The following is a 26,255-nucleotide window of genomic DNA, read 5'->3' as shown; positions in this document are numbered from 1 at the left end:
CCGTTCCGAACCGCGACTGTTAGCGTGACATTTCCCCAAGCGGAGACACGCGCATGGCCACTGCTTCCACACTTGCCCTGACGTCGCTAATCGCCACCTGGGGCGATTATCCGCGGCGCGGCACCGGCAACACCACGCCCGTATTCACGCTCGGCATGATCCAGACAATGGCACCGGTGCTCGATGCGTTCGGCGCGCCCGATGCCCAGGGGCAACAATTTGCGATCGCCGCCCATACCGGGCTGTTCTCGGTGGTCGGTCCCGCTTTCGGCGGTGACGGGCAACAGCACTTCGACTTGCCGAACCTGACGAACCGGTCGGTGGTCGGCGGCACCAATCTCGGGGCGACGACCGCCGACACGCTCGAAATGACCTGGCTGATCGCTGCCGACAATCTCGTCGGCGCGCCGCCCGTCGGTGCGCTCGTGCCTTTCGTAGGAAATTTTGCGCCGGATGGCTGGATGGTGGCCGACGGCCGGACGCTGTCGATCGGCGCGCACGTCGATCTGTTCATGACGATCGGCACGCTGTTCGGCGGCGACGGTCAGGCCGATTTCATGCTTCCCGACATGAATGGCATGGCGGCCTATGGCGCGGGGCAGGCGGGTGGCGTGACAGTCGATGTCGGCGCGAAGGTCGCGGGCGCGGTCCCCGGCATCGCCCTCAACTACCTCATCGCGACAGCCGCACTGTACCCGATGAGCGGCGGTGACGGCGGTTTTCCCGACAATGAGCCGGTGCTGGGCCAGATCATCGCTTATGGCGGACTTCAGGCACCGAAGGGCTGGTCCTTCTGCGACGGATCGCTGCTGCCGATCGAGGATAACAGGGGTCTGTTCACCCTGATCGGCACGAGTTTCGGCGGCGATGGCAAAACCGACTTCGCGCTCCCCGATTTGCGCGGCAAGCGCGTCGTCGGGCGTTAGGCGTTCCCGAATACCCGTTCGAAAATCGTATCGACCTGCGCGAAGTGATAGCCGAGGTCGAACTTGTCCTCGAGTTCGGCCACAGAAAGATATGCGGCGACATCGGCGTCGGCCTTGAGCAATTCCATCAGCGACAGCGCGCCGTCGGATTCCCAGACCTGCATCGCGTTGCGCTGCACGGCTTTGTAGGCATCCTCGCGGCTCATCCCAGCCTGGGTCAGCGCGAGCAGGACACGCTGCGAATGGACGAGGCCGCCCATACGGTCGAGGTTCTTCTGCATCCGCACCGGATAGACGAGCAGCTTGTCGACGACGCCGGTCAGCCGCGCGAGCGCGAAGTCGAGCGTGATCGTCGCGTCGGGACCGATATAGCGTTCGACCGACGAATGGCTGATGTCGCGCTCGTGCCACAGCGCGACATTCTCCATCGCGGGCGTCACGGCACTGCGGACCATGCGGGCGAGGCCGGTGAGGTTTTCGGTCAGCACCGGGTTGCGCTTGTGCGGCATGGCCGACGAGCCCTTTTGCCCGGGCGCGAAATATTCCTCGGCTTCGAGCACTTCGGTGCGTTGCAGGTGGCGGATTTCGGTGGCGAGGCGTTCGATGCTGGAGGCGATCACCCCAAGCGTGGCAAAAAACATCGCATGGCGGTCGCGGGGAATAACCTGCGTCGAGACGGGCTCGATGCCTAGACCCATCTTGGCGGCAACATGCGCTTCGACACGCGGATCGATATTGGCGAACGTCCCAACCGCACCCGAGATCGCGCAGGTCGCAATATCGGCGCGCGCCGTGACGAGGCGGGCGCGGTTGCGGGCGAACTCGGCATGGGCCTGCGCCAGTTTCAGACCGAAGGTGACCGGCTCGGCGTGGATGCCGTGGCTGCGTCCGATTGTCGGGGTGAGCTTGTGCTCGAATGCGCGCCGCTTGAGCACCTCCAACAAGGTGTCGAGGTCGGCGATCAACAAGTCGGCGGCACGCGCCAGCTGCACCGAAAGACAGGTGTCGAGCACGTCGGACGAGGTCATCCCCTGATGCAGGAAGCGGGCCTCATCGCCGACGTGGTCGGCAACCCAGGTCAGAAATGCGATGACATCGTGCTTGGTCACCGCTTCGATGGCGTCGATAGCAGCAACGTCGATCATCGGGTTCGTCGCCCACCAGTCCCAGACGGCCTTTGCAGCCGATTGCGGCACCACGCCCAGGTCGGCCATCGCGTCGAGCGCATGCGCCTCGATCTCGAACCAGATTCGGTAACGGCTTTCGGCGCTCCAGAGCGCGGCCATGGCGGGGCGGGAATAGCGTGCGATCATGGGCGGCGCGCCTAGCAGGGACAAGGCGAGCCGACAACGCGGTCGGTCGAGCAACGGCTTTTATCCCGCATCGTTGACCCGGTGGAACGGCTGACTGCCGTGCCGAGTGTTTTGAAAAACAACGGAGAAGACCGATGAAAACCCTTCTGATCGCAGTGAGCGCGCTGGCGCTCGCCACCCCTGCGCTGGCCCAGATGGAACCCGCCACGCCGGGTGCCACCACGACCCAATCAACGACCACAACCACCCAGACTCCGGCCACGCCGCCGAGCGACCCGGCCACCACGACGACCGACACGACATCGACGACTGTCACGCCGTCGGATCCGAAGGCGCTAATCGCATCGGAATTCCCGGCTTATGACAAGGACAGCAACGGGACGCTCAACAAGAGCGAGTTCGCGACGTGGATCGGCGCGCTGAAAGAAAAGGCCGACGGCAAGCCGACGCCGCCCGCCGAACTGACCAAGTTCGCCGATGGCGCGTTTGCGACTGCCGACAAGGACAAGAGCAAATCGGTGACGCTCGCCGAGTTGCAGACCTACCTGACCGTCAAGGCGTAAGCCTGTCGGGTCGCAGGGACGGGCCGCATCGCAAGGTGCGGCCCGTTTTGCGTTTACATCAACCCTTGCGCGCGCAGGCTGGTATGGCCGTTCGCCCCGATGATGACATGGTCGTGCACGGCGATGTTCAGGCGCTTGCCGGCCTCGACAATCTCGCGCGTCAGCTGGATATCGGCCCGGCTCGGTTGCGGGTCGCCGCTGGGGTGGTTGTGAACGAGGATCAGGCCCGACGACCCGATTTCGAGGGCGCGCTTTATGATCTCCCTGACGTGGACATTTGCCTGGTCGACCGAGCCCTCGCTCACGATCTCGTCGCGCATCAGCGTGTTCTTGCTGTCGAGATGCAGCACGCGCACCCGCTCGTGCACCAGCCACGCCATATCGGCGCGCAGGTAATCGAGCAGCGCCTGCCAGCTTGCGAGCATCGGCGCGTCGTGAAGCGGTGCAGCGAGCAATGCTTGGGCAGTGGCGCGCGCGATGACGAGCGCTCCCGCCCCTCCTTCGCCCATTCCCTTAACGCGGGCCAGCTCGTCGGGTTTGGCGGTCAGTACGCGGCGGAGGTCGCCGAACTCCTTCAGCAATGCCTTGGCGAGCGGCTTGGTATCGACGCGCGGCAGGCCGAGCATCAGCAGATATTCGAGCAACTCATAATCGGCGAGCGCCGCGCCTTTGCTCTCCAGCAACCGCGCCCGCAGCCGCGCACGGTGTCCGGCGGTGTCGTTCGGGGGCGGTGCATCGGCCATTCAGGATGACTAGCCGATGCGGCTCCGGGGTCAAACCGCTTGCCGATGGCCGATAAAGCGCGAAAAGTAACCCGAGCGTCGAAGAGGTCAGTGTGGGTTTCGCGAAGGTCAGGATCGGGCGCGCCCTGCTGGTGGGAACGGCCATCGTTGCGGTGGCGCTCGCGCTCATCTGGTCGCAGCGCCGCCCGATTGCTGCCGGGGCCATCGACCGCGCGCTGGCGGCGCGGGGCGTGCAGGCGAGCTACGAGATCAGGGACATCGGCTTCCGGACCCAACGGATCGAGAAGCTGCGCCTCGGCGATCCCGCCAACCCCGACCTGACAGCGGACTGGGCGGAGGTGTCGCTCGCGCCGACATGGGGCGGCGTCACGGTCACGGCGCTGAATGCCAGCGGGGTACGCCTGCACGGTCGCGTGGTGGATGGGCGGGTCAGCTGGGGCGCGGTCGACAAATTGCTGCCCGCGCCGACGGGGAAGCCGCTGGCGCTGCCCGACATCGACGTCCGGCTGGCGGATACGCGGGTGACGCTGGCGACCGATATCGGGGCGTTCACGGCGGATGTGACGGGCGCGGGGCAACTGAGCAGCGGGTTCAATGGACAGGTGCGCGCTACGGCACCCTTTGCGGGGCGCGCGGTCTGTCGGCTGGAGTCTCCGATTGCTCTGACACAGGTGACAATTACGCGGCGACGTCCGCACCTTGTCGGCACGCTGGGCGCAAGCTCCTCGGGCTGCGATGGTATCGCCACCGGTCCGCTGCGGACACGGTTCGAGGTGACGCTGGGCGAGGCGTTCGACACGTGGAAGGGCACTGCGGATGTCGCCGCTGCGGGCCTCCGGCAGGACGCGCTGCAAGTCGCGCAGCCGATAGTCCGGCTGGCATTTTCGGGCACAGCGGCGGACACGAAGGGCAGCTTTACCATCGCCTCGCCTGCTGCCCGCTATGCCGGAACCCGATTGGCCGGGTTGACCGCGAACGGCACATTCGATGTCGGGAAGTCGATCACGGCCGATGGTCGGGCGAACGTCGCGCGCGCCCTTGCCGACCCGGTTCAGCTGGCCTCTCTGCGCCGCGCGTTTGCGGGAGCAGCCGGGACGCCGGTCGGCCCGCTGGCCGCTGCGCTGTCGCAAGCGATCGGTCGCGCGGGAGATGGGGCCGCCGTCGATGCCGTCTTCGCCTATCGCGATGCGACGGCGCGACTCTCCGATGTGCGGGTCGCTGCGCGGGGTGGCGGTATGTTGACGCTCCGCAACGGGGCTGTCGTGATCGGTCGGGGCGGGGTGGCCGCCGACGCCGATATTTCCCTGACGGGCGGCGGCTTTCCGGCGGTTCGCGGTCGGCTGAACCGCGCCGCCGATGGAACGACCCGGGGCTTGTTCGACGTGGCGGTCTATCGGGCGGGAAGCGCGCAATTGGCGCTGGCCCCGGTACGCTTTGCCGCCCGCCCTGACGGCACGATGCGGGTGGAGACCGTGGCACTGCTCGACGGCCCACTCGGCGACGGGCGCGCGGAGGGGATACGGATGCCGCTGGCCGTGCAGCGCGCTTCGTCGGGGGATATATTTGTCGCGCCGGGATGCACGCCCGTTGCCTGGCACCGGGTCGCAATGGCCGGGACGATGCTGGCACCGGGCAGCGTGACGCTGTGCCCGACACAGGGCGGCGCGTTGGTCCGCAGCACGCGCGGCGGGTTTGCCGGTGGCGCACGGACCGGGCCGCTGCGCCTGACGGGGCGGGTCGGCGATCAGCCACTGGCCTTGTCGGCGGCGCGGGCATCGTTCGACCTCGGCGGGCCGGTGTCGCTCGCGGACTTTGCGGCCCTGATCGGGACGGCGGATCGCCGGACGCAGCTCCGGATTGCGCGGCTCGACGGCGTGTCGCGCGCATCGGGCCTGTCGGGCCGCTATGCGGGTCTGTCGGGCAATATCGCGCGGGCGCCGTTCCTCGCCAGTGCCGGGCAGGGCAACTGGACCTTCGCGGGCGGGACGCTCGACGTCGGTGGAACTGTGATGTTGGCCGACCAGGCCGAAACCATACGGTTCAACCCGCTGTCGGCGCGAGGGGTGAAGCTGCGGCTCAAGGACGGACGGATCGCCGCGAGCGCAGTCCTGACCGAACCCGTTTCCGGTCGCGCCGTCACGACGGTTACCGTCGCGCACGACCTGTCGCGCGGCGTCGGCGAGGCGCGGCTGGCGGTGGAGGGGCTGACATTCGGCAAGTTGCTGCAACCCGAAGCGATTACGCCGCTGACCAAAGCGATTGTCCCGAGTGTCTATGGCACGATCGATGGCACCGGCCTCGTCCAGTGGCGCGGCGACAAGGTGACCAGTTCGGGCCGGTTCCGCACCGACGGCCTCGACCTCGAGGCGGGCTTCGGCACAGTTACCGGGGCGTCGGGCGAAATCGAGTTCGACGACCTGATCGCGCTGTCGACGCCGCCCGGCCAGACGGTCAAGCTGGCGCTGGTCAACCCGGGCACTGAAGTGAAGGACGGCGTGATTTCGTACCGTCTGCGGCCCAACCAGATCGTCGAGATCGAGCGTGGGCGCTGGCCATTTGCGGGCGGCGAGCTGCTGCTCGATCCGGCGTCGCTCGATTTCGGCAGCCCTCGTGAGCGCCGCCTGTCGTTCCGCGTCACGGGCCTCGATGCGGCGAAGTTTATCGAACAGCTGAAGCTCGAAAATATCGCGGCGACCGGCACTTTCGACGGCACCCTGCCGATCGTCTTCGGCACCAGCGTTGGCGGTATCGTCGAAGGGCGCATTGTCGGCGGGCAGATTATCGCGCGATCCGGCGGCGGGACGCTCGCCTATGTCGGCGATGTGTCGAATGCCCAGACCAATGCGATGACCCGGCTAGCCTTCGATGCGCTCAAATCGATCCGCTACAAGAATCTGATCATCGAACTCGATGGCTCGCTCGACGGCGAAATGGTGAGTCTCGTCCGCTTCGACGGGGTCAATCGGTCGCCGGTCGCCCCGAGCGGACTGGCGCGGTCGTTCACCGGGCTGCCGTTCCTGTTTAACATCCGCGTACGCGCGCCGTTTCGCGGGCTGGTGGGGACGGCGCGCGATTTCCAGGATCCGCGCGGTGCAATCGACAAAGCTGTTAAGGCTGAGGCAAGCGGCAAGCAGCCATAGGTGTAACAAGATTGACGAAGGGGACGGGCAATGCGAATCGGACAGGCATGAAAAATATCGCTTTGCTTATCGTTCCCGCGATACTGCTGGTGCCACTGTTCCTGGCAGGCTGCATCAGCGTGAAAGCGCCCGACAAACCCATCGAGATCAACCTTAACGTCACGATCAAACAGGAAATCATCGTCCGCCTGCAAAAAGATGCCCAGGACCTGATCACCTCGAATCCGGAGTTGTTCCCGAAATGAACGCCAAACCGATGATTGCTGCGCTGCTCCTCGCCACTGGCGGGGTTGCCTTGGCGCAGGGTTCCGAACTTGCTGCCGCCATCGACGCAGGCCAGGTCGGCGAACAGGCCGATGGTTTCCTCGGCGTGCGGGGCAGCGTGTCCGACAAAATCCGTGCGGAGATGGAAGCGATCAACATCAAGCGCCGCGCCGCCTATACCGACCTCGCGGGCCAGCGCGGCGTGACGGTGAAGGATGTCGCGGCGGCCGTCGGCTGCACCACACTCAAGACGCGCGTGGGGGCAGGCGAGGCCTATATGCTGCGCGACGGCGTGTGGCGGGTGCGGCAGGGCGCGGCCCCGATCCCGCTGCCCGATTATTGCAGCTGACCGGCGAAGCGTCGGTGCGCGATCTGCCGCACCGCACAAGAGTTGACTTGAACCTGTCACCTTCCTAGACGCGCGCCCAGCAAGGCGGGGTCGTTCGCGCCCGTGTCGCGTCGTCCGTAACTGGAGGATCGATATGGGTAACGATGATCCCGGGCAGGACGGCCTAGACCGCGAAGACCCGAGAATCACGTCGCTGAACAAGCGGCTGGACGCGGCGAAGCGCGACGAGGCGATCAAGTCCGGCAAGGTGGGCGAAGGTCAGGGGAAGGGATATTCCCAAGGCAATCGCGTCCTGTCGCAACTGATCGGCGGTCCTGTCGGCGGTGCGGTGATCGGCTGGTTGTTGGACCGGCTGTTCGGCACTTCCCCCGTTCTCCTGCTTGCCCTGATGGCCCTCGGGATCGTCGTGGCATTCAGGAACATCATCAGGATTTCAGGCGAGCGGCCGGAGTAGTCCGACCGCTCTCGACGTATAAGGGTTTGAACGACGTGGCGGCTGAAGGCGGCAAGATCGATCCGATGCACCAGTTCACGGTGGAACCGCTGGTTCCGCTGCACGTGGGCGGTTACGATCTGTCGTTCACCAATTCGGCGCTGTTCATGGTCGTCGTGCTCGGACTGATCTGGGTGTTCATGCTCGGCGGCATGAAGCGCGAGCTGGTCCCCGGCCGCTGGCAGGTCGCGGTGGAAAGCGTGACCGGGTTCATCTCGAACATGCTGGCACAGAACATCGGGCCGCAGGGCAAGGCCTATGTGCCGTACGTCTTTTCGCTGTTCATGTTCATCATCGTGGCCAACATGCTGGGCATGATGCCGCTGGGGATTATCCCCGGCGTCCATGCCTTTACCGTGACGAGCCATCTGACGGTGACCGGTGTGCTGGCCGTCATCAGCTTTTCGATCGTGCTGGTCGTCGGCTTCTGGAAGCACGGTTTCCACTTCTTCTCGCTGTTCGTACCGCATGGCACGCCGACGATCATGGTCCCGTTGCTGTTCGTGATCGAGCTGTTCTCGTTCCTGATCCGCCCGTTCTCGCTGGCACTGCGACTCTTTGTCGCGATGACGGCGGGACACATCCTGATGAAGGTGCTTGCGGGCTTCGTCATTAACGGGCTGAACGCCGAGGCGCTGTGGGTCGCGCCGGTCGTGGCGCTGCCCAGCTTCATCCTGATGATCGGAATCACCCTGCTCGAACTGCTGGTGTGTGCCATCCAGGCCTATGTTTTCGCCCTGCTCACGTCGTTGTACATCAACGACGCGGTCAATCTTCACTAGTTTCAACAAGATATACGAAGGAGTTACGATAATGGACGCAGAAGCAGCAAAGCTCGTCGGTGCAGGTCTCGCCGCCATCGGTGTCGGCATGGCCGCGCTCGGTGTGGGTAATGTGTTCGGCTCGTTCCTGGAAAGCGCGCTGCGCAATCCGGGTGCTGCCGACGGCCAGCAGGGTCGTTTGTTCATCGGCTTCGCGGCCGCCGAACTTCTCGGTCTGCTCGCGTTCGTCGTCGCGATGATCCTGATCTTCGTCGCCTAAGACTTTAGTCGATGCCCCAGATTGCCCAGATCGCGAGCACCTATGCAGGCCAGATTTTCTGGCTGCTGATCGTTTTCGGCCTCATCTACTTCGGGATCGGTCGCGCCATGCTGCCGAAGATCGAAGCGACGGTCGATATGCGTGCTCGCAAGGTTGCCGACGATCTGGCGGCGGCGGAGGCGGCGCGGGTCGCTGCCGACGCCACCGAAGAGGCATGGCGCACCAAAATGGCGGCGGCCAAGGCCGAGGCTCAGGCGGAAACCGCTGCAGCCAAGACCAAGGCTGCCCTCGCCGCTGAAAAGCGGGTGAAGGCTGCCGACGTCAAGGCAGCGGCCAAGGTTGCCGAAGCCGAAACATCGATCCGGTCGGCAACGGCCATAGCCCTGTCGAGCATCGAAAGTGCCGCAGCCGAAGCCGCGCAGGATATGGTCGCAAAGCTGTCGGGCGCGAAAGTGACCGCCGCTGCTGCTGCGTCTGCGGTGAAGGAAGCAATGGTCCATGGCTGAGGAAGCACACACCAAAGCCGGCACGGAAGCGCACGGCGCGGCACCGCACAGCGACCCCTCGGCGCTGGGTCTGGACGCGACGATGTGGGTCGCGCTGGCGATGCTCGTCGTCATCGGTCTGGCGATCTGGAAAAAAGTCCCGGCGATGGTTGCGGGGATGCTCGACAAGCGTATCGGCGAAATCCGCCATCAGCTCGACGAGGCAACCCAGTTGCGCGCCGAAGCCGAGGCGCTGAAAGCCGAATATGAGGGCAAGGCCGCTGCTGCCAGCGCCGATGCCGAAGCGATGCGCGCCCATGCCCATGCCGAGGCTGAAGCCATTGTTGCCAAAGCCGAATCGGATGCCACCGCGCTGATCGCGCGCCGCAAAGGCATGGCCGACGACAAGATTGCCGCCGCCGAGCGTGCCGCGATTGCCGAGGTCCGTGCCAAGGCTGCAGCCGCCGCCGCCGGTGCCGCTGCATCGCTGATTGCCGCGCATCACGATGCCGCGACCGACAAGTCGCTGGTTGACAGCGCCATCGCACGGATGAACTAAGCCGTTCGGAAATTTTTCCCGAAAGGCCGATCCATGCGCTTTCTTGTTGCTGTAGCTACTGCCCTGACCTTCGTTGCGCCGCTGGCCGCCCAGACGACGGCACCCGTGCCTGCGGCGGCTCCTGCCGCTGCAGCGAAATATTCCATCGACACGCCGATCGAGACGATTGCCGCCGATCCGGCCGGAAAGGCTGTGCTCGATACGGTGATGCCCGGCGTCACGACCCATGCGATGTACGAGCAGTTCAAGGCGATGTCGCTGAAGCAGCTCGCGCCGATGTCGGGCGGCAAGATCACCGATGAGGGGCTGGCCAAGGCCAATGAGGCGCTGGCTGCGGTGAAGTAGCCGCAAGCCGGTAGCATCCCGCGGGCGCGCGCCCTAGATCGCTGGAATGTCGCGCCCGCAGTCCCCTGATCGTTTCAACGAAGATGCCGCGACCTATACGGTCAAGGGCAGCGATGCGCCCGATCTCGATGCCGGGGTCGCGGCGATCCGCAATGTCCTGAAAACATTGCCATCGAAGCCCGGCGTCTATCGTATGACCGACGCGCGCGGCGATGTATTGTATGTCGGCAAGGCGCGCGTCCTGAAAAACCGCGTCGCCAATTATGTGCAGGTCGCGCGGCTCCCCAGGCGGCTCCAGCGGATGATCGCGCAGACGCGTGGCATGACCATCGTCACGACGAATAACGAGGCGGAAGCGCTGCTGCTCGAAGGGCAGCTGATCAAGCGCTATCGCCCCGCGTACAACGTGCTGTTGCGCGACGACAAAAGTTTCCCCTTCATTCTGCTTCGCGCCGATCATGCTTTCCCGCGCATCTCGAAGCATCGCGGCGCGCGGCGGGCAAAGGGGAATTATTATGGCCCGTTTGCGAGTGCCGGGTCGGTCAACACCACGCTGAACGCGTTGCAAAAGCTGTTCCTGCTACGGAGCTGTTCTGACGGCTTTTTCTCGCGCCGCGACCGGCCGTGCCTGCTCTACCAGATCAAGCGGTGTTCGGCGCCGTGCGTGGGTCGCATCAGCGAGTCGGACTATGCCGAGCTTGTCGCCGATGCGAAGGCGTTCCTGGGCGGCAAGAAGACGCAGGTTCAGGCCAAGCTTGGCGCGGCGATGCAGGACGCAGCCGAATCCATGGATTTCGAACGCGCGGCGATGCTGCGCGACCGGCTCAAGGCTTTGACCTTCATCCAGGGGTCGCAATCGATCAACGCCGATGGCGTGGGCGATGCCGATATCTGGGCGCTGGCGGCGAAGCGCGGTGTTACCTGTGTGCAGGCGTTTTTCATCCGTGGCGGGCAGAATTGGGGGCATCGGGCATTCTTCCCGCAACACACCGCCGACGTGCCCGAGGACGAAGCGCTGGCGAGTGTCATGCTGCAATTCTACGACGAAGTGCCGCCGCCCGCGACGATCCTGACCGACCAGCTTGTGTCCGAACAGGAATTGCTGTGCGAGGCACTGGGTGAGCGGGCAGGGCGCAAGGTAACAATCGCCCAGCCGCAGCGCGGAGACCGCGTCCGCCTCGTGGCGCAGGCCAAACGCAACGCCGAGGAAGCCCTCGACCGCCGCGCCGCCGAATCGACGACACAGGCGAAATTGCTGGGCGAGATTGCCGAGCTGTTCGACCTTGAAGGCCCGCCGCAACGGATCGAGGTGTACGACAACAGCCATATTATGGGCACCAACATGGTCGGGGCGATGATCGTGTCGGGGCCGGAGGGGTTCCAGAAGGGCCAGTACCGCAAGTTCAACATCAAGCGCCCGGAGACCATCGCAGGCGACGATTTCGGCATGATGCGCGAAGTGCTCGAACGCCGGTTCTCCCGCGCCATGGAGGAAGACCCCGACCGCGAGAACGGCACCTGGCCCGATCTCCTCCTGATCGACGGCGGCAAGGGGCAGGTGTCGGCAGTGAAGGGTGTGCTCGACGCGATGGGGGTCGAGGACGTGCCCATCGTCGGCGTCGCCAAGGGGCCGGACCGAAACGCCGGACGCGAAACGTTTCATTTGCCCGACGGGCGCGAGATTGCGTTGCCGATGAACGCCCCCGTGCTGTTCCACCTCCAGCGCCTGCGCGACGAGGCGCACCGCTTCGCCATCGGCGCGCACCGGACGAAGCGGGCCAAGGCGCTGGTGACGAGCACGCTCGACGATGTGCCGGGTATCGGTCCTGCACGGAAAAAGGCGCTGCTGATGCACTTCGGCACCGCGCGCGCTGTGAAGAACGCATCGCTGAAAGACTTGCAGATGGCACCAGGCGTGAGCGAGGCGGTCGCGCTACAGGTTTACGACTATTTCCACGCCTCGGCGCTGGCCGAGTGACGGACGTCAGCTACGACGCGATCGTCCTGGGTGCGGGCGGGGCAGGGCTGATGTGCGCCGCGACTGCCGGGAAGCACGGGCGGCGGGTGCTGGTCGTCGATCACAATGACGAACCGGGGCGCAAGATCCTGATCTCGGGCGGCGGGCGGTGCAATTTCACCAACCTCCACACCGCGCCTGACCGGTTTCTGTCGGCGAACCCGCATTTCGCCAAGTCGGCGCTGGGGCGGTACCGGCCGCAGGACTTTGTCGATCTGGTCGAGCGGCGCGGTATCGCATGGCACGAAAAGACACTGGGGCAGCTGTTCTGCGACGGGTCGGCGAAGCAGATTGTCGCGATGCTGATGGATGAATGCGTGCGCGGGTCCGTGGTTTTCGCGTTCGGGCAAGGGGTTGCGGAGGTTTCCCATGCCGACGGGCGGTTCGTCGTCCGTCATGACGGGCAAGTCTCTTCCGCGCCGTCGCTGGTCATCGCGACGGGCGGCCCATCGATCCCGAAGATCGGCGCGACGGGCTTTGCCTATGACCTCGCGCGGCAGTTCGGTCTGAAAGTGGTCGAGCCGCGACCGGCGCTCGTACCGCTGACGCTCGGCGGCGATGACGTGCTGTTTCGCGAACTGTCGGGCGTGGCGACCGAGGTCGTGGCGCGTGCCGGCAAGGCAGCGTTCCGCGAGGCAGCGCTGTTCACCCACCGCGGTCTGTCAGGGCCGTCGATGCTGCAAGTCTCGTCCTACTGGCGGCATGGCGAGGCGGTGACGGTGGATTTCCTGCCCGATGCGCCGCGCGATTGGTTGCGCGCAGCCAAACGTGCAACGCCGCGTGGTTCGGTCAAGGCGGCGCTCGGCACGGCGGTTCCCGCCCGTCTGGCCGACACTCTGGCGGACCGGATCGGTCTCGTCGGCGACCTTGTCAGCCACAAGGACGAAGCGCTGGAAGCGGCAGAGCGGCTTCTGGCCGCCTGGGCTTTCCATCCCAACGGGACCGAAGGGTTCGCCAAGGCAGAGGTCACCGTCGGCGGCATCTCGACAGCGGAACTGTCGTCTCAGACAATGGAGGCGCGCCGCGTGCCGGGACTTTACGTCGTCGGAGAGGCGGTCGATGTCACCGGCTGGCTGGGGGGCTACAACTTCCAATGGGCCTGGGCGAGCGGCGTTGCGGCGGGGCAGGCGGTTTAGCGACCGATCCCCATCCGCCGCATTGCCCGCCAAGCGAGAGCCTTGGCGCGGTTCTGTGCGGGGTAGCGCGCAGGTCGCGCGGGGCTAAGCCCGGTCCGCCGCAGTACCGCATTCAGCGCGTGCGCGTCCGCCACCGCATACGTCCAGTCCGAGCGCCAAGTCACCGAAAAGCTGATCGACACACCCGGCCCGTTCTGCACCCAGTGCGGGGCCATCACGGGCACGTACATGCCGTCACCGGGGCTGAGGTGGAACGCATGCCCGCGTGGCGCATAATCGTCGTGCCAGGGCAGGTTTCTGTGCGCCAGCCCCTGATAAAAGCGCTCGTGCGCGTCGCCGGGCGCGATCTCCTCGTCGGTTTGAGGGAATACCGTCATCGTCTTGGTGCCGCGCAATTGCATCAGGATATTGTGCTCAGGGTCGAAATGCAGCGGCGTCACCGAATTAGGACTTGAGACAAAGATGAACGCCTCAAGCTGGTGCATCGCCCCGGTGCGCGGCGTGACGACGGGCAGCAATTCGTCGAGCGTCGCCTTGAGCAACGCGCCATAGGCCGGGTCGCGCTCGACGAATTTCAGCACCATCCACGATCCGTTGGTCTCGATTCCGCGAATCGTCTCCGCGATCGACAGGCCGTTCTGCGGGATCGCGTCGGGATCGACGCCGGTGGGCAGGTCGCCGCGATTATACTCGACCGTTGCCGGGTCGAGCCGTGCGGCGAGTGCGGCCAGTTCGTCGAGGCCGAACATCGGATGATCGGCAAGACTGTGCGCCACGATGCCGGGCGTTTCCGGATAGAGTACGTCAAAGCGGTCGAGCTTGGGGAAGGCAGTCACAGCGCTTTCCTGACCAGCGCCGAAGCCGTCTCCAGAGCGCGACACGCGGCAAAGGTCGCGCGGCGGCGCTTGCCCTTCAAGGGCACGCTGATCCGCACGATCTCGCGGCGCTCGGCCCACAGGCTTTCGATCATCGGATGCCCCTCGACCGCGCAACTGTCCATCCAGCCGATCCCCGGCGTTTCGAGGATTTTGAGGTTTTCAAGCTGGATCAGAACGCCGGGCGAGAAGCGCGCATAGTCCTCGTCGAACGCGATCTTGAAACTGAAACTGCCGGGCGGCGTCAGGAAATTGACCAGCATTGCAATCGTGCGGCCATCGACGTCGAGACGGATCATTTCCAGCCGTCCCGCCGCAAACGCGCCGCGCAGCGCGTCGCGCACGAAATTCTCGGTATCGCGCGCGTTGGCAAGTGCCGCGCCGTCGCGGCCCTTCCACCCGCTGGCCTCCAGTGCGAGGAAGCTGTCGATCCAGCCGTCGAGGTCGCTCGCGACTGTAAGGCGGCTGAATCCGACATTACCCAGTTCGGCGAGCCGGTGCTGCAAACGACCGATTTCCTTGCGCTTCTTCTTGCGAACGGTCGCTTCGTAATAGTCGTTCGGCGAAAGGTCCGACTGAAGCAGCGCGCGCTTGCTCCGATGGACGACGGCTGTTCCGGTCCGTGCTCGGCGCAACGCCTGGGCAAGCGGCCCCTGTCCGTCGAGCGCGACCAGGTGCAGAAAAGACGGCGCATCGGGATCGGCGTCGAGCAATGCCAGCGCGCGGTGCCAGAAATAGGCCTCGAAACTGCGCCGGACGAGCGGCGCGCCGAGGAAGCTGTTGTAATGCAGCCAGTTTTCTACGTGCCGCACCGGCATCCGGCCGTATTTCGGCGCGACGATAATCGGCAGCATGCCGATCAGCTGTCCTTCCGCACGGACGACGAGCATCCGCGCGTCAGCAGGGACATCGAGATGGCGCACGCTTGCTTCGACAAACCAGCGCTCGGCAAAGGCATTCGGTTCGCTGGGCCGCGCCGCAATCGCGTCCCAGCTTTCGTCGGGATCGGCGAGATAGGCGCGCAACGGCACGATTTCCGAACGGCGTCGTACCGCTACCTGCGCGGGCGCGGGCAGCACCGGATGACGCAGCGGGGCGTTCATGCCGAAACGCCATCGGCGGCGCGGAACGCCGCGACGATCTCGTCCGAACCGACCGCCGTCACGCCGCGCGCCGCGAACCGGTCGAACACCCCGTCCCACCAGCGCCAGAAGGTCGCGAGATCGGCGGCATCGCGCACATAGGGCGTATGTCCCGGTACCAGCGAGGGCGTGTGGAACGACAAGCTGAACAGCCTGTGGCCCTCGCCAAGCAAAGCCTCGATGGCTTCGAGTGCATCGGCCAGCGGCACGCCCTCGGGCGTCAACGGAATGCGGGCGAGCAGGCCGGTTCGCGCCAGCGTCCCGCGAATCGATTCGGCGAGATACAGTCCCGGCCAGCGGTTGAAGTGTCCAGTATAGGCGGTGCTCAGCGGCAATTCGTAGAGGCCGTCACCGACCTTCCACGGCCATAGCGGGTGGCGAGAAAAATTCGGCCCGCCCTGGCTGCGATAGTCGAAGCACGACCGCACCGACACGTCGAGCGCATAGCCGAATTCGCGGAGCAGGCTGGCGGTATGACGCCCGACTCCGTAGCGACCGGCGCGATAGGCGGTCGGGCGCGCGCCCGTGACTTCTTCGATCCGGTCGGTCAGGCGACGCAGCTTTTCGCGCTGAAGGTCATAGGGCAGGTTGCAGGTATAGCTGTTGCGGCGCGTCACTTCCTCTTCGAACGGCGGCGACACCCAGGGGTGAAGCTGCGTCCCGACCGTACATTCGCCGCTGGCGACGAGTTCGCGCATGATCGTGCCGCTGTCGGGGTTGTCGACGACCGGCCAATCGACCATCCAGCACGGATCGAGCCCGGCTGCGCGAAACCGCGCGTTCGCTTCGGGCAAGGCGCGGATCGTTGCGGTCGATGTCGATTCGCGCCGGAACGGGCCGTTCCAGTCGAACTCCTCCTCGGCATCGCCGAACATCGCGAAGCGGGTACCGAAGCTGTCGGGCAGGTGCAGCCGCGCGTCCTCCGACGGCGGCACGTCCAGCCTCGCTTCGATGTCGATCTGTTCGGCCTGCACGCAAAACCCCTGACGAATGATGTCGCTATGCCATATGGGCTTTACAAAAGCGTCAACGACGGCGTTTGCTCGTTCGATGCGGATCGAGTGCGAGGCCATAATCGTCGGGGTGCGCGCACACGGCGAGCGCGGGGCGATAGTGCGGCTGCTGGCGGGCGAGCACGGGCTGCTCGCGGGCTATGTGCGCGGCGGGCGGTCGCGCCAGCTGCGCCCGGTGCTGTCGCCGGGAAATGTGGTCAAGGCCGAACTCCGCGCGCGGGTCGAAACGCAATTGCCCGCGCTGACGGTCGAGATGGTGAGGGCACGGACCGCCCTGCTCGGCGAACCGCTGGCTGCCGCCGCCATCGAATGGACGACGGCGCTGGCCGCAGCGGCCCTGCCCGAGGGGCAGCCCTATCCGCGCATTCATTCGGCGCTCGACGGGGTGCTGACAGCCATCGAATCGGCTCCCTCGGCAAGGACATGGGCAGCGGCGCTGATCGGCTATGAGGAGGTCGTACTCGCTGAACTGGGCTATGGTGCGGAGGCGGCAAAGCCTGTCGATGCGCTCGCTGCGCTGCGCCGCAACGGACAGCGTCTTGCCGACAATATCCTGACCGAACGCCGGGCGCGACCGCTCGATGCGCGTGGGCGGCTTGTCGAGCGGCTTGCGCGCGCCTTGGCGTGAAGGCAAAGCGGCGGCCATGAAGCGCAGAGACGGCCAGAACCCCGAGATCACCCGCCATTGGCGCCCCGCGACGCAAGCCGTGCGCGGCGGTACCGTAAGGACCGAATGGGGCGAAACCAGTGAGGCGCTGATCCTGTCGTCGGGCTATACTTACGACGACGCCGAAACGGTTGCAGCGCGGTTCGCAGGCGAGGCGGAGGGGATGACCTATTCGCGGCTGCAGAACCCGACCGTCGAGATGCTCGAACACCGGATCGCGCTGATGGAGGGAGCCGAGGCGTGCCGCGCCCAGGCGACCGGCATGGCGGCGATGACGGCGGCGCTGCTCTGCCAGCTCGATACCGGTAACCATGTCGTGGCGGCGAGGGCGGCATTCGGGTCGTGTCGCTGGCTGACCGACAGCTTGCTGCCGCGCTGGGGCATTACCACGACGACCATCGACAGCCGCGACAATGCGGCATGGGAAGCGGCGATTCAGCCGAACACCAAGGTCTTCTTTTTCGAGACGCCCGCGAATCCGACGATGGACATCGTCGACATGGGTTTCGTCTGCGGGCTGGCCAAGGCGCACGGCATCACCACGGTCGTAGACAACGCATTCGCGACTTCGGTGCTGCAACGCCCGCTCGATTTCGGCGCAGATGTCGTGGCCTATTCGGCGACCAAGATGATGGACGGGCAGGGTCGTGTGCTGGCCGGGGCGGTGGCCGGGTCGGCTGAGTTCATCAACGAGAAACTGCTGCCGTTCCAGCGCAATACCGGGCCGAACCTGTCGCCGTTCAATGCCTGGGTCGTGTTGAAGGGGCTCGAGACGCTCGACCTGCGCGCGATGCGTCAGTCGGAAAACTCGATGAAGGTCGGGAAATTTCTGGAGGGACGCGTGCCGGTGATGCTCCACCCGGGGCTGCCAAGCCATCCGCAGCACAATCTGGCAGCGGCGCAGATGAAGGCATGCGGGCCGATCTTCTCGTTCGTCCTCGACGGCGGACGGCGACAGGCGATGGACCTGCTCAACGCGCTGGAGCTCGTCGATATCTCGAACAACATCGGCGATTCGCGCAGCCTGGCGACGCACCCGGCCTCGACGACGCATCACAGCGTCGGTCCCGAAGCGCGCGACATCATGGGGGTCGGCGAAGGGATGATCCGCATCAACATCGGCCTCGAAGACCCGCTCGACGTCATCGACGACCTCGACCGTGCGCTGACGAAAGTGGGCCTGTGAAAGGCTTGTTCCCCTATTCCGAAACGACGCGGGGCGTGACGGTGCGCGTCTCGGTCAGTTTCCTGCCCGAACAGTCCGAGCCGGAAAAATCGCGGTGGTTCTGGGCCTATCATATTCGCATCGAGAATGACGGGCCGATGGCGGTACAGTTGATGACACGCAGCTGGACCATCGCCGACGGGCGTGGTGCGCGGCACCAGGTCGAGGGCGACGGCGTCGTCGGCGAGCAGCCGGTCATCGCGCCGGGCGCGTCGTACGACTATGTTTCGGGGTGTCCGCTGACAACACCGACCGGCTGGATGCAAGGGAGTTACCAGATGGTCGGCGAGGACGGATCGTCCTTTCCCGCCGCGATCCCGAAGTTCGCGCTGACGGCACCCGTGACGGCGCGGGGATAGGTCGGGTGAAGCGTACCCACCTGCCGCTCAACGGCCTGCGCGTCCTCGATGCGGCGGCGCGGCATCTGTCGTTCACGCGTGCTGCGGACGAACTGGCGGTGACGCCTGCTGCGGTCGGGCAGCAGATCCGCGCGCTCGAGGATACGCTCGGGACCGTCTTGTTTCGGCGCACACCCAAGGGGCTGGAACTGACGCCGGAAGGCGAGGCGGGGCTGGTCGAGTTGCGCCGCGGTTTCCTGAGCTTCGAGGAATCGGTGCGCGCGATGCAGGCGGGGCAGTCGTCGAAATCGCTGACCATTGCCGCCCCGCGCGACCTGACCGCCAAATGGTTGCTACCCCGGCTCGAAGCCTATCGAGCGACCGATCCAGAGCTTCGCTTTGCGCTGGTCGCCAGCGATCACGGCCTCGATTTCACCGAGGCCAATCTCGATCTCGCGATCTGCTTCGATGCATCGCCCGGCGGGCATGAAGGGGCCGAGATCGGTCCGCGCGGTTTTGCCGCCGTGGGGGAGGGAGAGGTCATCGGCTGGCCCGACAGTCCGGAACCGGCGACCGGCGGTCTAACCGTCGCCGATGCCGGGCTCGCGCTCGATGCTGCGCATGCGAGGCTGGGTCGGGCACTGGTCCCGGCGATGCTCGCCGCAACCGCGCCGACGCTCGAAGATCCGCGCGGTTACTGGCTCGTCGCACCGCTACCGCAATGGCGACAGAAGAAAGTCAGGGCGCTGGTCGCCGCGCTGATCGGCTAACCCGTCGTACCTGCCGACTTGGGTGTCTCGACGATCTGGTCGGGCGTCAGGTCCATGCGTTCGATGCGCGGAACCGGCGACCGCATGCGGATGCGGGTGCCGGTGTTGTCATCGACCCACAGCGACGTCATCGAGTAGCGCTCGACCGCATAGACGCCGGGGTCGCCGGGTTCGCGCTTCAGCGGCGCATAGACACGGCTCTGGATCGAGTCGATCACAGGCTTCACGAAAAGATTGTCGGCACCGCTTTTGCGGATGACTTCGATCTCCGACGTATGTCCGTCGGGCGTGATCCAGAAGCCGATGTCGAACCACTGCCCGTCGAAACTCTTGGTTGCCAGCTGTGTGGTCTGGGTGCGACCCTCGCCCGCGCCACCGCGAGGTGCCTCCGCTTGTTTGATCGGGGCGGCGAACAAAAGTGTGGGAGTCTGGGTGCCTCCGGCGGCGGCATATTCGGCGAGCAGCGCCTTGGTCGTGCTATCGTCGCGTCCAGCCTTCCGATCGCTTCGCGCAAGCAGGATTTTGGCTGCGATGCGGGTGCCGCGATAGGCCGGGTCGGTGCCCTGCGACAGGCGAACAAGGCGGTCGCGACCTTCCTTCTGATCGGTCGGCAGCTCGCTCGCCAGCTTCAGCATCGCCTGGCGGATTTCGGTCGCCGAGACGATCCAGGGCAGGTTTGCAGCGGCGGCGCGTTCGCCGACACCCTTATAGATTCGTTCCGCCTCATCGGGATAGCCGAGTTTGGCGCGCATGTCGCCGACCTCGATGTCGCCGACCAGCGCCTTGGCATCGTTCGCGCCGAAGCCCTTTCGCAGGATGTCGCGCGAGGCGATGGTCGAGGACTGGAAATTGCTGCCTTCTCCCAGATGGGCTGCGACACGGGCGTTGCCGCGCATCAAGTCCGATACGGGGATGGGATAGGCGTCGCCATGCTTGCGGTTGCGCGCGACCGATTTGAGCAGCGTCGTGCGCGCATTCTTGTAATCGCCTGCGACGAACTGGTTTTCGGCATGCGCCAGCGTCGCTTTCACATCCTGATCCGGCGGACAGTTGCGCGCGAGGCAGGCGGCGAGATCGGCTGCCGTTTGTTTCAGCGACTTTGCCGTGACAACAATTGTGTCGTCGGATGCGGCATAGGCCGGTGCAGCCAAAAGCAACGCCGCAAGGGCGACAGACGAACGAAAGCCAAGCATCGCAAACAACTCCGGGGGGTGTATTATCGAAATAGCACGGGGTTTATTTGCCGACAAGCGCAACCGTACGTGCCATCAGGGCGGAAAAGGCGGTTCCATCGACGGCATTGGCTGGATCGTTCCACGCACCTGCAACGGCATACCAGTCGCCCGATCTGGTTTTGAGCAGCCAGCTAATCGCAATCACCCCTGTTTCCGAGCCGCCCTTGTATCCCACCGCGTCGAAACGCGCCCGCTCGGTTGGCGAGAGCGAAGGATTGACGCCGAGGATGCCGAGCGCGGTTGCGTCGCTCGAACGGCGCAGGCGGTCGAGTACCCTCGCGATTTCGGTCATTGTTGCGGGCCATTCGACGGTGTCGATGTGCAGCGGCGGCCCCGCGAGCGCGGCGGCATCGATCTCGCCCGCGACCGGTTCCAGCTCGTTGAGCACCTGGCGTCGCTCGGACAACCCACCCGCGATCCAGCGTTTCCGCAAAGCGTCGCGGGCGGGCATTTTGAGCGCGAAGGCATCGAGTGTGGTCAGCAACGGCAGTGATCCCGGCGTGGTCCCAACGCTTGCACGCATCGCGTCGACTTTTGGCCGCCCCAGTGCGGCGACCAGGGTATCGGTGGCGGTGTTGTCGCTGATCGAGATCATTTGCGTTGCCAGCGTCGCGAGCGTGACGGGCAGTTCCTTCGGCCAGCTCTGGGTGACTCCCGACGGCAGCGACGGCGGTCCCAGCGGGACGACATCGGACCATTTGCGTTCCTTCACCTCGACCGCGCGGGCGACCTCGGCGAGCACGAACAGCTTGAACACCGATCCCGTTGCCAGCGGCGTGTCGGGGTTCAGTGCGGCGAACGGCACAGGCTTGTCCTCGCCCAGCTTGGCGACGATCAGCGCGGCCGTGCCGGGCAGTTTCTTGAGGTCGCCGATGACGGCGTCGAAACTGTCGCCGCGTCGCGCGACGCCGGTGATCAGCAACCCGATCAGCCGGTGCGGCTCGGGGGCTTCGATGGCGAGGCGCACGGTGACGGTCGCATTGGCATAGTCGATCGTCGCCACGCCTTGCAGCGCGCTTTCCGGATCGAGCCTGGTCAGGCCGATCACCGGACCGTTGGCGGTGCGGAGTTCCTTCGCGATGCCCTCGACCTGTGCGGCGGGCACCTGCGCGAGGAATGCGGGCGCGAATGCCGTTTCGTCGGCCTTGGCGTCGCGCAGCAGTGCGAGGACGCTCTGGGCGCGTGCCGCGAGCGCGGGAGAGGGGGTATCCGCATGGGCCATCCCTGCGACAACCAACAGCAGGAGCGCGAGGAAGCGGGCCATCGATGAAAATCCTTTGCATCGGCGGTTGCCGGATGCCGCTGCTATCGCCACTTTGCCGCAAGCACGCAACGACGGAGAGCAAGATGGCCAGCAATCCCTGGACGCACCACAAGGCAGCAGGCAGTGCCGACGATATCGACTTCGAGATCAAGGGGCAGGAACTCCAGTTCGTCGAGATCGAACTCGATCCCGGCGAAAGCGCGGTCGCCGAGGCCGGGGCAATGGTGTGGAAGGACGCGAGCGTCGCGATGAGCACCGTGTTCGGCGACGGCAGCGGCGATCAGGGCGGCGGGTTCATGGGCAAGCTGCTCGGCGCGGGCAAACGACTGGTGACGGGCGAGAGCCTGTTCACGACGGTCTTTACGCACGGCGGGCAGGGCAAGGCGCGCGTCGCGTTTGCGGCCCCCACGCCGGGGTCGATCCTGCCGCTTCGGCTGTCGGACTATGGTGGTACGCTGATCTGCCAGAAGGACGCGTTCCTCGCCGCGGCCAAAGGCGTGTCGATCGGCATCCAGTTCCAGCGCCGCGTGATGACCGGGCTGTTCGGCGGCGAAGGCTTCATCATGCAAAAACTCGACGGCGACGGCTGGGTGTTCGTCCAGATGGGCGGCACCGTGGTCGAACGCGAGCTGCGCGCGGGCGAGGAACTCCATGTCGATACCGGGTGTCTGGCCGCCTATACGCCGAGCGTCACCTTCGACCTGGTGCAGGCGGGCGGCATTAAATCGATGGTCTTCGGCGGCGAAGGCGCGTTCTTCGCGCGGCTGACCGGGCCGGGCCATGTGTGGATCCAGTCGCTCCCCTTCTCGCGGCTGGCGGGGCGGATCGCAGCGCAGATCGGACCGACGGGCGGGAGCAACGCGGGCGAGGGGAGTGTGCTTGGGGGACTGGGGGATTTGATCGGGGGGAATCGGTAGGGCCAACGGTCCGGCCTGAGTTAAGGCGGCAAATCGATGCAGTCGACCAAGGTTCAAGGCGGTTTTCGCGAAAAGTTCGGGCACCTCGTGCCGAGGACTATCGAAGCCCTGCCACGTCGTTCTCTGTTCCAAATCCAGGGCATCTGGCTGAAGCTCGTGCCATTTCTTGCAGGTCGACACGAGAACGAAACGTCGCCCTTGGCCGTCGCGTTACGAGATGCAATCTTGTCCGAGTGGGCCAGCCGGTCCCGATTGGCTTTGCTGGACCCCGATCGTTTTCCTTGGCCATCGACCGAAGTCACGGATGGTGGTGGCGGGAACGGCGTTGCGGGCGAGTTAGAACCTTTAGGAATGCTGGCATTCCTCGGCTATCATGTTGGCATCGCGCAGGGTCTAAGCCCACAGAATAGAAGAGCAATTCTGGATACGGCTTATGCAGAAAGCCTGCCGCCGCTGATTGGTCCTGCCTATATGCGGGGATGGGGCGATCCAGAAAGTGGCACGCGTTTGCGCAAACTGGCCGAATCTCTTGCCGCCTTTGCTCGCAGTGCAAAACGTCGCCGTACGGACACCCTTCAACAGGCCATTTCCGATTGGGAGGCTGACCTGAGGTATCTGAAGGTGACTTACTATGACGGTCGTTATGGCTTTGGCTGGCCGACACAACTGCCATTGCCTCGCTAGCGGACTCAGGCTCACCTGAACAAGTTCAGCGTCACACCTGCCGCACTTGCGATCTTGGCCATCGGATGGTCGCCGGTCAGAACCGGGATGCCGAGGCGTTTGGCCAATGCTACGCAGCAGCGATCGCCCAATGAAGAGTTGAGATCGACGGGCCTGAGCATTGCGACATCCAGTGCAAGTCCTTCGTCTAAGGGCACGATCCGCATTTCGAGGCGGTCGAGCATGGCGTGGATCGCATCGCGGTCGAGACCGAGGCGCGCGAAATAATCGGCCGACTCCGAATAGTTGACCGCCGAGATCGGATTTCCGGCGAACATCGCCGCGAATTCATCGGTTACCGGTTCCGGCTTGAGAAGTGCGACGACGGCCGATGCGTCGATGACGTGATCCGCCATGCGGCTAACGGTTTTCTGCTCGCTCGCGTTCGCGAATCCGCTGCTCGGCACGATCTTTCAGAAAATCGTCAAGCGGATCGCCTTGGTATCCGGCGAACGCTGCAGCCGCGATGGCCCGCGCCTCGGTCACTCTCTGGGTTCTGGATTGCAGGCTAAACTTGCTTCCGTCGTTATCGAGGATCAGCGTGCCGCCCTTCTCGACACCGAGTGCGCGCCGCACGTCGCGAGGAATGACAATCCGGCCATTTGCGGCAATTTTCAGTTCGATGCCCATATTCCAGAAAATGACATTTATATACTAAAATGTCAATCAAGCATCGATCGCCTCTTCATCCACCCTTGCCGCATTCTCCTGGATGAAGTTGAAGCGGTGCTCCGGATTCTTGCCCATCAGGCGGTCGACGAGGTCGCGGACGCTTGCGCGTTCCTCGTATTCCTGCGGGAGCGTCACGCGCAGCATCGTCCGTGTGCGCGGGTCCATCGTCGTTTCCTTGAGCTGCGACGGGTTCATTTCGCCGAGCCCCTTGAAGCGCGCGACCTCGACTTTTTTGCCCGCGAAGATCGACGCCTCGAGTTCGGCGCGGTGCGCGTCGTCGCGGGCGTAGGCGGACTTGGCACCGACGGTCAGGCGATAGAGCGGCGGCTGGGCAAGGTAGACATGCCCCTTGCGCACGATGTCGGGCATTTCCTGAAAGAACAATGTCATCAGCAGCGTCGCGATGTGCGCGCCGTCGACGTCGGCGTCGGTCATGATGACGACGCGCTCGTAGCGCAGGTTTGCTGCGTCGCATTTGTCGCGCACGCCGCACCCGAGCGCGAGGATCAGGTCGGCGATCTCGCTGTTCGCGCGGATTTTGTCGGCGGTTGCGCTCGCGACATTGAGGATTTTGCCGCGAATGGGGAGGATCGCCTGTGTTTTGCGGTCGCGCGCCTGTTTCGCGCTGCCGCCCGCGCTGTCGCCCTCGACGATGTAGAGTTCGGTGCCCTCGGGGCTGTCCGCCGAACAGTCGGTCAACTTGCCGGGAAGGCGCAGCTTTCGCGCTGAAGTCGCTGTCTTGCGTTTGATTTCGCGTTCGGCGCGCCGCGCCAGCCGCTCGTCCATGCGGTCGATAACATAGGTGAGGAGCGCGCGGCCACGCTCCATATTGTCGGTCAGGAAATGGTCGAAATGATCCTTGACCGCATTTTCAACGAGCCGCGCCGCCTCGGGCGAGGTCAGCCGGTCCTTGGTCTGCGACTGGAATTGCGGGTCGCGGATAAAGACGCTCAGCATGATTTCGGACGGCGCGATCGCGTCTTCGGGCTGGATGTCGGCGGCCTTCTTGACGCCGACCAGCGCGCCGAACGCGCGCAGCCCCTTGACCAGCGCCGCACGCAGCCCCGCTTCGTGCGTCCCGCCATCGGGTGTCGGGATGGTGTTGCAATACCAGCTGAAGCTGCCCTCGCTCCACAACGGCCAGGCGACGGCCCATTCGACGCGGCCCTGTTGCTCGCCCGGAAAATCCTGCCGTCCCGCGAAGAATTGTGCCGTCGCGCATTCGCGCTCGCCGACTTGTTCGCGCAGGTGATCGGCGAGGCCGCCGGGAAACTGGAACACCGCTTCGGCGGGCGTGTCGTCGGAAATCAGTTCAGGCGCGCATTTCCAGCGGATTTCGACGCCGGCAAACAGATACGCCTTCGAGCGCACCAGCTTCATCAGCCGCGCAGGTTTGAACCCCATTTCGGGGCCGAAAATCTCGGTATCGGGGACGAAGCTGACCGTCGTGCCGCGCCGGTTGGGCGTCGGTCCGAGCCTTTCGAGCGGTCCGAGCGTTGTCCCGCGCGAGAAGCTCTGGCGATAGAGTTGCTTGTTCAGCGCGACCTCGACCACCGTCTCGCTCGACAGCGCGTTGACGACGCTCACCCCCACGCCGTGCAGGCCGCCCGAGGTAGCATAGGCCTTGCCGTCGAACTTCCCGCCCGAATGAAGCGTCGACATGATGACCTCGAGCGCCGACTTGTCGGGGAATTTCGGGTGCGGATCGACGGGGATGCCACGCCCGTTGTCGGTGATCGTCACGCGGTTGCCGGTGTCGAGCATCACCTCGATCCGGGTCGCATGGCCCGCCACCGCCTCGTCCATCGCATTGTCGAGCACTTCGGCGGCGAGGTGGTGATAGGCGCGCTCATCGGTGCCGCCGATATACATCCCGGGGCGGCGACGGACGGGCTCCAATCCCTCCAGCACCTCGATCGACGAGGCGTCGTAATTGCCGGATTGCGGGACGGGCGCGGCTTCGAACAGGTCGGTCATCGCGCACAGCCATAGGGCCGCGCGAGTCCGTCGCGCAAGCGGTCCCGCGCGCTCGATATGCGG

At 65.1% G+C, this 26,255-nt stretch carries 29 protein-coding genes; 19 read left to right on the top strand and 10 right to left on the bottom strand.

The window, feature by feature from the left end:
• Nucleotides 1–53 precede the first annotated feature (53 nt).
• On the top strand, nucleotides 54–926 hold the full coding sequence (locus M0209_RS07805) for a tail fiber protein (protein ID WP_258887719.1): 873 nt from the start codon (nucleotides 54–56) through the stop codon (nucleotides 924–926).
• Here the strand turns inward: M0209_RS07805 and purB are convergent.
• Nucleotides 923–2,239, bottom strand: a complete 1,317-nt coding sequence (gene purB, locus M0209_RS07800; RefSeq protein WP_258887718.1) for an adenylosuccinate lyase — start codon at nucleotides 2,237–2,239, stop codon at nucleotides 923–925. The genes M0209_RS07805 and purB overlap by 4 nt on opposite strands.
• 134 nt (nucleotides 2,240–2,373) lie before the next feature.
• Between purB and M0209_RS07795 the strand changes: the two genes are divergently transcribed.
• Entirely contained in the window at nucleotides 2,374–2,802 is a 429-nt protein-coding gene (locus tag M0209_RS07795) for an EF-hand domain-containing protein (RefSeq protein ID WP_258887717.1), read from the top strand.
• A 53-nt stretch (nucleotides 2,803–2,855) separates the two neighbouring features.
• Here the strand turns inward: M0209_RS07795 and radC are convergent, their stop codons facing one another.
• Nucleotides 2,856–3,545, bottom strand: a complete 690-nt coding sequence (gene radC, locus M0209_RS07790) for a RadC family protein (protein WP_258887716.1) — start codon at nucleotides 3,543–3,545, stop codon at nucleotides 2,856–2,858.
• Nucleotides 3,546–3,637: 92 nt separating this feature from the next.
• Here radC and M0209_RS07785 point away from each other — a divergent pair, with 92 nt between their 5' ends.
• From M0209_RS07785 to M0209_RS07735, 11 genes are all read left to right on the top strand, one after another.
• Complete coding sequence (locus M0209_RS07785; protein ID WP_258887715.1) at nucleotides 3,638–6,685, top strand: YdbH domain-containing protein; 3,048 nt, start codon at nucleotides 3,638–3,640, stop codon at nucleotides 6,683–6,685.
• A 47-nt stretch (nucleotides 6,686–6,732) separates the two neighbouring features.
• The gene (locus tag M0209_RS07780; RefSeq protein ID WP_258887714.1) at nucleotides 6,733–6,930 is read left to right on the top strand and encodes a YnbE family lipoprotein; all 198 of its coding nucleotides are present in this window, start codon (nucleotides 6,733–6,735) and stop codon (nucleotides 6,928–6,930) included.
• A complete protein-coding gene (locus M0209_RS07775) occupies nucleotides 6,927–7,298 on the top strand; it encodes a YdbL family protein (RefSeq protein WP_258887713.1) in 372 nt (123 codons plus the stop codon). The genes M0209_RS07780 and M0209_RS07775 overlap by 4 nt, the downstream gene beginning before the upstream one ends.
• A gap of 133 nt (nucleotides 7,299–7,431) precedes the next feature.
• Nucleotides 7,432–7,752, top strand: coding sequence for an AtpZ/AtpI family protein (locus M0209_RS07770; RefSeq protein WP_258887712.1), 321 nt, complete (start codon nucleotides 7,432–7,434; stop codon nucleotides 7,750–7,752).
• Nucleotides 7,753–7,787: 35 nt separating this feature from the next.
• Nucleotides 7,788–8,573 carry a F0F1 ATP synthase subunit A gene (locus tag M0209_RS07765; protein ID WP_258887711.1) on the top strand — a complete coding sequence of 262 codons (786 nt, stop codon included), beginning with the start codon at nucleotides 7,788–7,790 and terminating at the stop codon, nucleotides 8,571–8,573.
• 31 nt (nucleotides 8,574–8,604) lie between these two features.
• Entirely contained in the window at nucleotides 8,605–8,832 is a 228-nt protein-coding gene (locus tag M0209_RS07760; protein ID WP_258887710.1) for a F0F1 ATP synthase subunit C, read from the top strand.
• Nucleotides 8,833–8,843: 11 nt separating this feature from the next.
• Nucleotides 8,844–9,338 (top strand): ATPase, encoded by a 495-nt coding sequence (locus M0209_RS07755; RefSeq protein WP_258887709.1) that lies wholly within the window; start codon nucleotides 8,844–8,846, stop codon nucleotides 9,336–9,338.
• Nucleotides 9,331–9,876 carry a F0F1 ATP synthase subunit B gene (locus tag M0209_RS07750; protein ID WP_258887708.1) on the top strand — a complete coding sequence of 182 codons (546 nt, stop codon included), beginning with the start codon at nucleotides 9,331–9,333 and terminating at the stop codon, nucleotides 9,874–9,876. Before M0209_RS07755 ends, M0209_RS07750 begins: the two co-directional genes overlap by 8 nt.
• A 33-nt stretch (nucleotides 9,877–9,909) precedes the next feature.
• On the top strand, nucleotides 9,910–10,221 hold the full coding sequence (locus M0209_RS07745; protein WP_258887707.1) for a hypothetical protein: 312 nt from the start codon (nucleotides 9,910–9,912) through the stop codon (nucleotides 10,219–10,221).
• A 46-nt stretch (nucleotides 10,222–10,267) separates the two neighbouring features.
• Nucleotides 10,268–12,199 (top strand): excinuclease ABC subunit UvrC, encoded by a 1,932-nt coding sequence (gene uvrC / locus M0209_RS07740; protein WP_258887706.1) that lies wholly within the window; start codon nucleotides 10,268–10,270, stop codon nucleotides 12,197–12,199.
• Nucleotides 12,196–13,374, top strand: a complete 1,179-nt coding sequence (locus M0209_RS07735) for an NAD(P)/FAD-dependent oxidoreductase (RefSeq protein ID WP_258887705.1) — start codon at nucleotides 12,196–12,198, stop codon at nucleotides 13,372–13,374. Before uvrC ends, M0209_RS07735 begins: the two co-directional genes overlap by 4 nt.
• Here M0209_RS07735 and M0209_RS07730 read toward each other — a convergent pair.
• The 3 genes from M0209_RS07730 to M0209_RS07720 are packed head-to-tail and all read right to left on the bottom strand — an operon-like array spanning nucleotide 13,371 to nucleotide 16,365.
• Nucleotides 13,371–14,210, bottom strand: coding sequence for a cupin-like domain-containing protein (locus M0209_RS07730; RefSeq protein ID WP_258887704.1), 840 nt, complete (start codon nucleotides 14,208–14,210; stop codon nucleotides 13,371–13,373). The two genes, M0209_RS07735 and M0209_RS07730, sit on opposite strands and share 4 nt — an antisense overlap.
• Nucleotides 14,207–15,352 (bottom strand): GNAT family N-acetyltransferase, encoded by a 1,146-nt coding sequence (locus M0209_RS07725; RefSeq protein ID WP_258887703.1) that lies wholly within the window; start codon nucleotides 15,350–15,352, stop codon nucleotides 14,207–14,209. Before M0209_RS07725 ends, M0209_RS07730 begins: the two co-directional genes overlap by 4 nt.
• Complete coding sequence (locus M0209_RS07720) at nucleotides 15,349–16,365, bottom strand: WalW protein (protein WP_258887702.1); 1,017 nt, start codon at nucleotides 16,363–16,365, stop codon at nucleotides 15,349–15,351. The genes M0209_RS07725 and M0209_RS07720 overlap by 4 nt, the downstream gene beginning before the upstream one ends.
• Nucleotides 16,366–16,441: 76 nt before the next feature.
• On the opposite strand from M0209_RS07720, the gene M0209_RS07715 reads away from it, so the two are divergent.
• The 4 genes from M0209_RS07715 to M0209_RS07700 are packed head-to-tail and all read left to right on the top strand — an operon-like array spanning nucleotide 16,442 to nucleotide 19,404.
• Nucleotides 16,442–17,032, top strand: coding sequence for a DNA repair protein RecO (locus tag M0209_RS07715; protein ID WP_258887701.1), 591 nt, complete (start codon nucleotides 16,442–16,444; stop codon nucleotides 17,030–17,032).
• A 16-nt stretch (nucleotides 17,033–17,048) separates the two neighbouring features.
• The gene (locus M0209_RS07710; RefSeq protein WP_258887700.1) at nucleotides 17,049–18,257 is read left to right on the top strand and encodes a PLP-dependent aspartate aminotransferase family protein; all 1,209 of its coding nucleotides are present in this window, start codon (nucleotides 17,049–17,051) and stop codon (nucleotides 18,255–18,257) included.
• Nucleotides 18,254–18,655 carry a Co2+/Mg2+ efflux protein ApaG gene (gene apaG / locus M0209_RS07705; RefSeq protein WP_258887699.1) on the top strand — a complete coding sequence of 134 codons (402 nt, stop codon included), beginning with the start codon at nucleotides 18,254–18,256 and terminating at the stop codon, nucleotides 18,653–18,655. The genes M0209_RS07710 and apaG overlap by 4 nt, the downstream gene beginning before the upstream one ends.
• 5 nt (nucleotides 18,656–18,660) lie before the next feature.
• Nucleotides 18,661–19,404 (top strand): LysR family transcriptional regulator, encoded by a 744-nt coding sequence (locus tag M0209_RS07700; RefSeq protein ID WP_258887698.1) that lies wholly within the window; start codon nucleotides 18,661–18,663, stop codon nucleotides 19,402–19,404.
• Here the strand turns inward: M0209_RS07700 and M0209_RS07695 are convergent.
• Nucleotides 19,401–20,555, bottom strand: coding sequence for a hypothetical protein (locus tag M0209_RS07695; RefSeq protein ID WP_258887697.1), 1,155 nt, complete (start codon nucleotides 20,553–20,555; stop codon nucleotides 19,401–19,403). The genes M0209_RS07700 and M0209_RS07695 overlap by 4 nt on opposite strands.
• 85 nt (nucleotides 20,556–20,640) lie before the next feature.
• Nucleotides 20,641–21,903, bottom strand: coding sequence for a class A beta-lactamase-related serine hydrolase (locus M0209_RS07690; RefSeq protein ID WP_258887696.1), 1,263 nt, complete (start codon nucleotides 21,901–21,903; stop codon nucleotides 20,641–20,643).
• An 83-nt stretch (nucleotides 21,904–21,986) separates the two neighbouring features.
• Here M0209_RS07690 and M0209_RS07685 point away from each other — a divergent pair, with 83 nt between their 5' ends.
• Both M0209_RS07685 and M0209_RS07680 read left to right on the top strand, forming a co-directional pair.
• Complete coding sequence (locus M0209_RS07685; protein ID WP_258887695.1) at nucleotides 21,987–22,820, top strand: TIGR00266 family protein; 834 nt, start codon at nucleotides 21,987–21,989, stop codon at nucleotides 22,818–22,820.
• A gap of 36 nt (nucleotides 22,821–22,856) precedes the next feature.
• A complete protein-coding gene (locus M0209_RS07680) occupies nucleotides 22,857–23,504 on the top strand; it encodes a hypothetical protein (protein WP_258887694.1) in 648 nt (215 codons plus the stop codon).
• An 11-nt stretch (nucleotides 23,505–23,515) separates the two neighbouring features.
• Here the strand turns inward: M0209_RS07680 and M0209_RS07675 are convergent, their stop codons facing one another.
• The 3 genes from M0209_RS07675 to parE are packed head-to-tail and all read right to left on the bottom strand — an operon-like array spanning nucleotide 23,516 to nucleotide 26,192.
• Complete coding sequence (locus tag M0209_RS07675; protein WP_258887693.1) at nucleotides 23,516–23,899, bottom strand: PIN domain-containing protein; 384 nt, start codon at nucleotides 23,897–23,899, stop codon at nucleotides 23,516–23,518.
• Between the two features lie 4 nt (nucleotides 23,900–23,903).
• The gene (locus tag M0209_RS07670; RefSeq protein ID WP_258887692.1) at nucleotides 23,904–24,173 is read right to left on the bottom strand and encodes an AbrB/MazE/SpoVT family DNA-binding domain-containing protein; all 270 of its coding nucleotides are present in this window, start codon (nucleotides 24,171–24,173) and stop codon (nucleotides 23,904–23,906) included.
• A 36-nt stretch (nucleotides 24,174–24,209) separates the two neighbouring features.
• The gene (gene parE, locus M0209_RS07665; RefSeq protein ID WP_258887691.1) at nucleotides 24,210–26,192 is read right to left on the bottom strand and encodes a DNA topoisomerase IV subunit B; all 1,983 of its coding nucleotides are present in this window, start codon (nucleotides 26,190–26,192) and stop codon (nucleotides 24,210–24,212) included.
• Nucleotides 26,193–26,255: the final 63 nt, after the last annotated feature.

The sequence above is a fragment of the Sphingomonas sp. SUN039 genome, from assembly GCF_024758725.1.
Taxonomy (GTDB): domain Bacteria; phylum Pseudomonadota; class Alphaproteobacteria; order Sphingomonadales; family Sphingomonadaceae; genus Sphingomonas_O.
Note: the sequence above shows the minus strand (reverse complement) of the source record. Positions and strands in the feature narration are given on the sequence as shown.